The sequence below is a fragment of the Streptomyces jeddahensis genome, from assembly GCF_001642995.1.
In the GTDB taxonomy this organism is placed as follows: domain Bacteria; phylum Actinomycetota; class Actinomycetes; order Streptomycetales; family Streptomycetaceae; genus Streptomyces; species Streptomyces jeddahensis.
Genome location: NZ_LOHS01000163.1, coordinates 1 through 7080, shown reverse-complemented (window position 1 = coordinate 7080; position 7080 = coordinate 1). Strand labels below are relative to the sequence as shown.

At 72.6% G+C, this 7080-nt stretch carries 6 protein-coding genes; 4 read left to right on the top strand and 2 right to left on the bottom strand.

The features are described 5' to 3' along the window. The 3 genes from STSP_RS32730 to STSP_RS32720 form a co-directional block, all read left to right on the top strand. On the top strand, window positions 1-1024 hold a 1024-nt coding region (locus STSP_RS32730; RefSeq protein ID WP_198547485.1), incomplete at its 5' end, for a protein phosphatase 2C domain-containing protein. Between the two features lie 78 nt (window positions 1025-1102). Next, window positions 1103-2845, top strand: a complete 1743-nt coding sequence (locus tag STSP_RS32725; RefSeq protein WP_067284661.1) for a pyruvate dehydrogenase — start codon at window positions 1103-1105, stop codon at window positions 2843-2845. Window positions 2846-3014: 169 nt separating this feature from the next. Next, the gene (locus STSP_RS32720) at window positions 3015-3446 is read left to right on the top strand and encodes an ATP-binding protein (RefSeq protein WP_067284660.1); all 432 of its coding nucleotides are present in this window, start codon (window positions 3015-3017) and stop codon (window positions 3444-3446) included. 26 nt (window positions 3447-3472) lie between these two features. Here the strand turns inward: STSP_RS32720 and STSP_RS32715 are convergent, their stop codons facing one another. Together STSP_RS32715 and STSP_RS32710 are read right to left on the bottom strand one after the other, a co-directional pair. Continuing rightward, on the bottom strand, window positions 3473-4546 hold the full coding sequence (locus STSP_RS32715; protein WP_067284659.1) for a DUF2637 domain-containing protein: 1074 nt from the start codon (window positions 4544-4546) through the stop codon (window positions 3473-3475). A gap of 275 nt (window positions 4547-4821) precedes the next feature. Beyond that, on the bottom strand, window positions 4822-5709 hold the full coding sequence (locus tag STSP_RS32710; RefSeq protein WP_067284663.1) for a (2Fe-2S)-binding protein: 888 nt from the start codon (window positions 5707-5709) through the stop codon (window positions 4822-4824). A gap of 408 nt (window positions 5710-6117) precedes the next feature. Here STSP_RS32710 and STSP_RS32705 point away from each other — a divergent pair, with 408 nt between their 5' ends. Next, window positions 6118-6948: a GntR family transcriptional regulator gene (locus STSP_RS32705; protein WP_107441473.1), complete on the top strand. Its 831-nt coding sequence runs from the start codon at window positions 6118-6120 to the stop codon at window positions 6946-6948. Window positions 6949-7080 lie beyond the last annotated feature (132 nt).

The following is a 7080-nucleotide window of genomic DNA, read 5'->3' as shown; positions in this document are numbered from 1 at the left end:
CCCCACCGTCGCCCCCGCCGGGCCGCCCCCCACCGTCGTCCATGTCGGCGACGGCCCGCCCACCTACGAGGCCGAGCCCACCGCCCTTCCGCCCGCCGACCCGGACGATCTCGACGACCTCGTCGCCGACACCGTCCTGGACGGAGCCCGCTACGGCTCGTGCACGCTGCGCGCCGCATCCGTGCGCGGCGACTCCGCGCGCTTCCGGGGCGAGCCGCGCCGCGACGCACTGCTCACCGCCCGCTTCGGCACGGGCAGCGACGCACTCGTGCTGGTCGCCATGGCCACCGGCGCCCGCGCCACGCCAGGGGCGCACCGCGCCGCGGCTGACGCCTGCCACTGGATCGGGCGGGCCGTCGGACGCAGCCACGTCCGGCTCACCGAGGACATCCGGGCCGCCCGCCGCGGCGACCTCAAGTCAGGCCTGCACCGGCTCACCGACCGCAGCCTCGGCAAGCTCCGCGCCACCGCCGCCGAACTGGGCGTCCAGCCCGACGAATACGCGGCGACGCTGCGCTGCCTGCTGCTCCCGGCCGACCCCGAGTGCCGTGCACGCGTCTTCTTCGGCGTCGGCGGCGGCGGTCTGTTCCGGCTGCGCGACGGCGAGTGGCAGGACATCGAGCCGCACGTCGCCGAGACCGAGACGACCGGCGCCGCCGTCGTCGGGTACGGTTCGCCGCCCCCGCAGACGCTCGCCGACACACCGCACGAGACCCCGGACGGCGACCGGCTCACCATGGACCTCGGCATCACGACTCCGCCGAGTCCCTACGACCCTCCGCCGGAGCCGCCCCGTGAACCGTTCCGGTTCCGGGCCTCCGTAGCCCGCCCGGGTGACACGCTGCTGCTGTGCACCGGCGGCCTCGCCGAACCCCTGCGCGGCGAGCCCCGCCTCGCCGAACACCTCAGGGCGCGCTGGGCGGACGGCGAGCCGCCGGGCCTGGCCGCGTTCCTCGCCGACACCCAGGTCAGGGTGAAGGGCTACGCCGATGACCGTACGGCCGCCGCCGTGTGGGAGGCGTAACCGCGGGCGCTGTGGATTCATGGAAGGACGACTGTTCGCCAGTCCGTCCGTGAAGCCACTCCTCGAGGTGCGTGCAGCATGGCCAAGCAGAACGTCGCCGAGCAGTTCGTCGACATCCTCGTCCGCGCCGGCGTCAAGCGCCTGTACGGCGTCGTCGGCGACAGCCTCAACCCGATCGTGGACGCGATCCGCCGGAACTCCGCCATCGACTGGGTCCACGTCCGCCACGAGGAGACCGCCGCCTTCGCGGCCGGCGCGGAAGCCCAGATCACCGGCAAGCTCACGGCCTGCGCAGGCTCCTGCGGCCCCGGCAACCTCCACCTCATCAACGGCCTGTACGACGCCCACCGCTCCATGGCCCCCGTACTCGCCCTCGCCTCGCACATCCCGTCCAGCGAGATCGGCCTCGGCTACTTCCAGGAGACCCACCCCGACCAGCTGTTCCGCGAGTGCAGCCACTACAGCGAGCTGATCTCCAGCCCCAAGCAGATGCCCCGGCTGCTGCAGACCGCCATCCAGAACGCCGTCGGCCGCTCCGGCGTCAGCGTCGTCTCGCTCCCGGGCGACATCGCCGACCAGCCCGCGCCGGACAAGGCAGTCGAGCACGCGATCGTCACCACCCGCCCCTCCGTGCGGCCCGGCGACGCTGAGATCGACAAGCTCGCCGAGATGATCGACGAGGCCGAACGGGTCACGCTCTTCTGCGGCAGCGGCACGCGCGGCGCGCACGCCGAGGTCATGGAGTTCGCCGAAAAGATCAAGTCCCCGGTCGGGCACGCGCTGCGCGGCAAGGAATGGATCCAGTACGACAACCCGTACGACGTCGGCATGAGCGGCCTGCTCGGCTACGGCGCCGCCTACGAGGCCACCCACGAGTGCGACCTGCTGATCCTGCTCGGCACCGACTTCCCGTACAACGCGTTCCTGCCCGACGACGTCAAGATCGCGCAGATCGACGTCCGCCCCGAGCACCTGGGCCGCCGCTCCAAACTGGACCTGGCCGTGTGGGGCGACGTGAAGGAGACGCTGCGGTGTCTGACCCCGCGCGTCGCGGCCAAGACGAACCGGCGCTTCCTCGACAAGATGCTGAAGAAGCACGCCGACGCCCTCGAAGGCGTGGTGAAGGCCTACACCCGCAAGGTCGAGAAGCACATTCCGATCCACCCGGAGTACGTGGCGTCCGTCCTCGACGAACTCGCCGCCGACGACGCCGTGTTCACCGTCGACACGGGCATGTGCAACGTCTGGGCGGCCCGCTACCTCACGCCGAACGGCAGGCGCCGCATCATCGGCTCCTTCTCGCACGGCTCCATGGCGAACGCCCTGCCGCAGGCGATCGGCGCCCAGTTCACCGACCGCAGCCGCCAGATCGTCTCCATGTCGGGCGACGGCGGGTTCTCCATGCTCATGGGCGACCTCCTCACCCTCGTCCAGCACGACCTTCCGGTGAAGATCGTCCTGTTCAACAACTCCTCGCTGAGCATGGTCGAGCTGGAGATGCTCGTCGCCGGGCTGCCGTCGTACGGGACGGCGAACCTCAATCCGGACTTCGCGGCCGTGGCGCGCGCCTGCGGCGTGCACGGCGTACGCGTGGAGAAGCCCAAGCAGCTCGCGGGCGCGCTGAAGGACGCCTTCAGCCACAAGGGGCCCGCGCTCGTCGACATCGTCACCGACCCCAACGCGCTCTCCATCCCGCCCAGGATCAGCGCCGAGATGGTGACCGGATTCGCGCTCTCCGCCTCCAAGATCGTGCTGGAGGGCGGCGTGGGCCGCATGGTGCAGATGGCCCGCTCCAACCTCCGCAACATGCCGCGGCCCTGACACGTCGCCCCCTGTTCATGCGTGCCGCCCTGCCCGTGGGGCATGCATTCCGTGTACGCGTTCGGCCAGGAGCAACCGGCAGCTGTCGTACGGGCGGGGGATCATGACGAGGCAGGTACGCGAGGGCGGTCCCGGCGCTGCAGGGGCTTCCCCGACGAGCACAGCCGAGATGCCGACCGACGGGGAGACCGGGGATCCGACGCGATCGCACGAGCAGACACTCCTCCGGCGCAGCATCGGACGGTCCGACCTGAGAGCCGTCCCCGAGGCGCGGCGCGCACTCCGGGAGCTGCTGCGGCACTGGGGGAGACCGGGGAGTTCGGAGACCGCGGAACTGCTCACCACCGAACTCGTCACCAACGCCCTGGTGCACACCGACCACGACGCGGTGCTCACCGCCACCGTCGGCCGTCGGCTCCGGGTCGAGGTCAGGGACTTCGTGGGGCAGATCGCCCAGCTACGGGTGCCGGATGCCGGTGACGGGATGAGCACGCACGGCAGAGGGCTCTTACTGGTGCAGTCCCTCGCGGACGCGTGGGGCGTGCGCAGGCACGGCGTGGGGAAGGCGGTGTGGTTCGAGCTGGACGGCGGTGTGGTGTGATGCCGTGACACCGCCGTCCCAGACGCTCAGCCGAACTGCTGCTCGAGATCCTTGAGTTTCCGCTCGAGGGAGTCGAGCCGCGGCAGGGTCATGGTGTCGTCCTCGGCGGTGAGGTCGACGGTGACCGGTTCAGTACTGTTCCTGACGGGCTGCAGGGAGGGACGCGAGGGGGCGGGCAAAGGCCGTTGCTCCGGCGGGGGTATGGCAGGTTCCGCGCCGACCTGTGCCGGAGCCGCGCCCGGGGTCCCGGCCTGCAGCTCGCCCTGCCGCCCCGTCTGCAGCTCCACCTGCCGTCCGGCGCGGACGGCCCAGCCCCGGGAGCCCCGGTTGAGCGCCCTGAACCTCGCCCGGTCCAGCTTCTCCTGATCGCGCCGCCGCGCCCGCTCCTGCTGCTTCTGCCGCCGGTCCTCGCGCACCTCGTCGACGGCCTCGTCCAGCGTGCGTACGCCTTCAAGGAGCATCAACGACCATGCGGCGAAGGTCTCACGGGGTGCCCGCAGCCACCGTACGACCCGGATCTGCGGCAGCGGACGCGGCACCAGGCCCTGTTCGCGCAGCGCCGCGCGGCGGGTCTGCTTCAGGGCGCGGTCGAACAGGACCGCCGCCGACAGCGACATTCCGGCGAAGAAGTGCGGGGCGCCCGCATGGTCCAGGCCGCGCGGGGCGTGCACCCAGTTGAACCAGGCGGCCGCGCCCGCGAACGTCCACACGAGCAGACGCGAACCGAGCGCGGCGTCCCCGTGGCTGGCCTCGCGCACCGCGAGGACGGAGCAGAACATTGCCGCACCGTCGAGACCGAACGGCACCAGGTACTCCCAGCCGCCGGTGAGGTTCAGGTTCTGCCGGCCGAAGCCGACGAGGCCGTGGAAGGAGAGGGCGGCGGCGACTGCGGCGCAGCAGAACAGCAGCATGTAGGAGGCGGTGCCGTAGATGGCCTCCTTGCGCCGCCGGCGCTCCTCGCTGCGTTCCCAGGAGTCGTCGGCGGACGCGTTCGCCCCGGCGCGCTTGTTGCGCGCGAGCACCGCCACCGCCGCCAGCATGCCCAGGAGCAGTACGGCGCCCGGAAGCAGCCAGTCGAGCGATATGTCGGTCAGTCTCATCTGGGGTCCCTTGCATCGCGGTACGGCATTTCGGGCGCCATAGTGGCTCAATCCCGATGGCCCTCAGGGGGTTTCAGGGCAAGAGAACGCCATTGGTGGGCAAGGGGCCGCGAAGATCCACGTTCTCCTCGAACTCCCGTTGCATGCAAGGGAGTTACGTTCGATGCGGCTGCACCGGAAAGGATGGTTCGGCGGGAACGGGTTGCGGTAGGGGGTGGACTTGTGCGGGGCGGGTGCGGGGCTGGGCGCGGGCGCTGGGGGCCGTGTGCGGTGCCTCAGGCGGTCGCGGTGGCGCTCAGCCTGGTGATGCGGTCCGCGTCGCAGGTGCGCGGGCACGTGACGCAGGTGTCCTCGGGCCGCAGCGTGTAGAAGAGGCAGCAGCTGGCGCGGTCGCGGGTCGGCAGCGCCTCGCCGTTCGGCCCGGTCAGCTCACGGAACGCGGCCGAGCCGACGTACGGCTTGGTGGAGCCCGGCAGCAGCTGCTCCAGCTCCCTCATGACGCGCTGCTCCTCGCCGAGCAGATGCCCGATGTACCAGAGGCCTTCGACGACCTCGTCCGTGGCCATGCCCCACAGGGCTCGGCCGCGGCGGCGCATGCGCGGCCCGAAGCCCGCGAGGACCGGCTCCAGATGCTCGGCGACCGCCGCACGCACCTCGGCGCGCAGGGCCTCCTCGTCCGCGACGACGCGGGCGCCGGGCAGCGCGGCCGCCGGGTCGCCCGGGAGGCAGGCGAAGGCGCCGGTACGGACGGCCATACGGCCGACGGCGCGCTGGAAGGCGACGTGCTCGACGGGGTAGCGGGGCACACGCCGGTGCAGGAACCACGGCACGGTGACGAGCAGGCAGGCGGGCCAGGCGTAACGGTGCAGTCCGAAGCTGGCGACGACGTCCGGGCGGGCCTGCTGTCCGTAGTCACGCAGGACCTGGGCGTCGTCCCAGGCGAGGAAGGCGTCGAGGGCGGCGCCGCCCTCCGCGAGCCGGGCGGCGGTCACCCAGCCGCCGTCCTGTGGCGTCGCATCGTCCGGCCCCAGCTCGCGGATCTCCAGACCCGGGAAGACCTCGGTCAGCCGGGCGTACGCATCGGCGACGGCCGAACGGGCCGGCCGCACGGCGCCGTGGTGAGAGGTGCTTCCGGCCTGTGCGGGCGGGGCGACAAGGGACATGCGGGGCACCACCACATCGATCGTTAGCAGGTAAGCCTTACCTTACCCGAACTGATCGCAGTTTGAACTAGCGCCCGATCGTCCTAAGGTGCGTGGGTGTTACCCCGTTCCGTTCGCTCTGTCAGGAGACGTACCGGCGGGCCCGGCGGCCCAGCGGGACCAGACCGACCGGCTGCCGAGGGTTCGCGGGATCAGCGGAGCCAGCAGGAAGAGGAACAGGAGGACCTCGTGGAGCAGGCCAGCGCGCGCGACAGGCACGACGCCACCGGGGCGTCCGGTGACTCTGCCGAGCCCGCGGCCGGGGCGGCCGTGCCCAGGGCCCGGACGGCTGCGCCGACGGAGTTCCCGGTCGCGGGGGGCGGGCGGAGGGGGCCGTCGGGTGCGCCGGGGCCCGGACGCGGCGCGCCCGTGCCCGGACGCGGCGTTCCATCGGGCCGGCACGACGTCCCGTCGTCCGGGCAGCCGGGGCTGCCGGCCCCGCGTGTCCCGGGGCAGTCGGGCCCGTCCGGGGACGGCGGCGCGGCCCGAGGCGAACACACGCACAGCGAACCGCCGCTGCCCATGGCCCGCACGGCACCGGACGACTCGACCGCGGCGGGCCGGCCCGCGCCGCGGGTGGTGCAGCGGTCGTCCGTGCGGGGCCAGATCCTCGACGCGCTGCGCACTGCCCTCGTCGAGGGCGAGCTCACCCCCGGCGAGGTCTACTCGGCGCCGGCCCTCGGCGAGCGTTTCGGGGTCTCCGCGACGCCCGTGCGCGAGGCGATGCAGCAGCTCGCCCTCGAGGGCGCCGTGGAGGTCGTACCGAACCGAGGGTTCCGCGTCACCCGGCGCACCGCCGAGGATCTGGCCGAACTCGCCGAGATCCGGGCGCTGCTGGAGGTGCCGGTGATGCTGCGGCTCGCCCGTACCGTGCCGGCGGACCGCTGGGCGGAGTTGCGTCCGCTGGCCGAGGCGACGGTCGCGGCGGCGGTCGGTGGCAACTTCGCGAACTACGCGGAGTCGGACCGCGCCTTCCATCGGGCCGTCCTTGCGCTGTCCGGCAATCGGCAGCTGGTGCGGATCGCCGACGATCTGCATCGCCGGGCGCAGTGGCCGTCGGTCGGCGGGCCCTCGCCGCGGGGCCGCGCCGCGCTTGTCGCCGACGCGGCGGAGCATACGGCCCTGCTGGACGCGCTGATCGCTCAGGATCTGGGGGTGGTCCAGTCGCTGGTGCGGGAGCACTTCGCGGGTGGGGCCTGAGGGGTCTGAGGGCGTTTGATCCCCACCCCGCCCCTTCCCGTAACCGGGGGCTCCGCCCCTGGACCCCGCTGGGGGCTCCGCCCCTGGACCCCGCTGGGGGCTGCGCCCCCAGACCCCCCTATCGCCCTAACG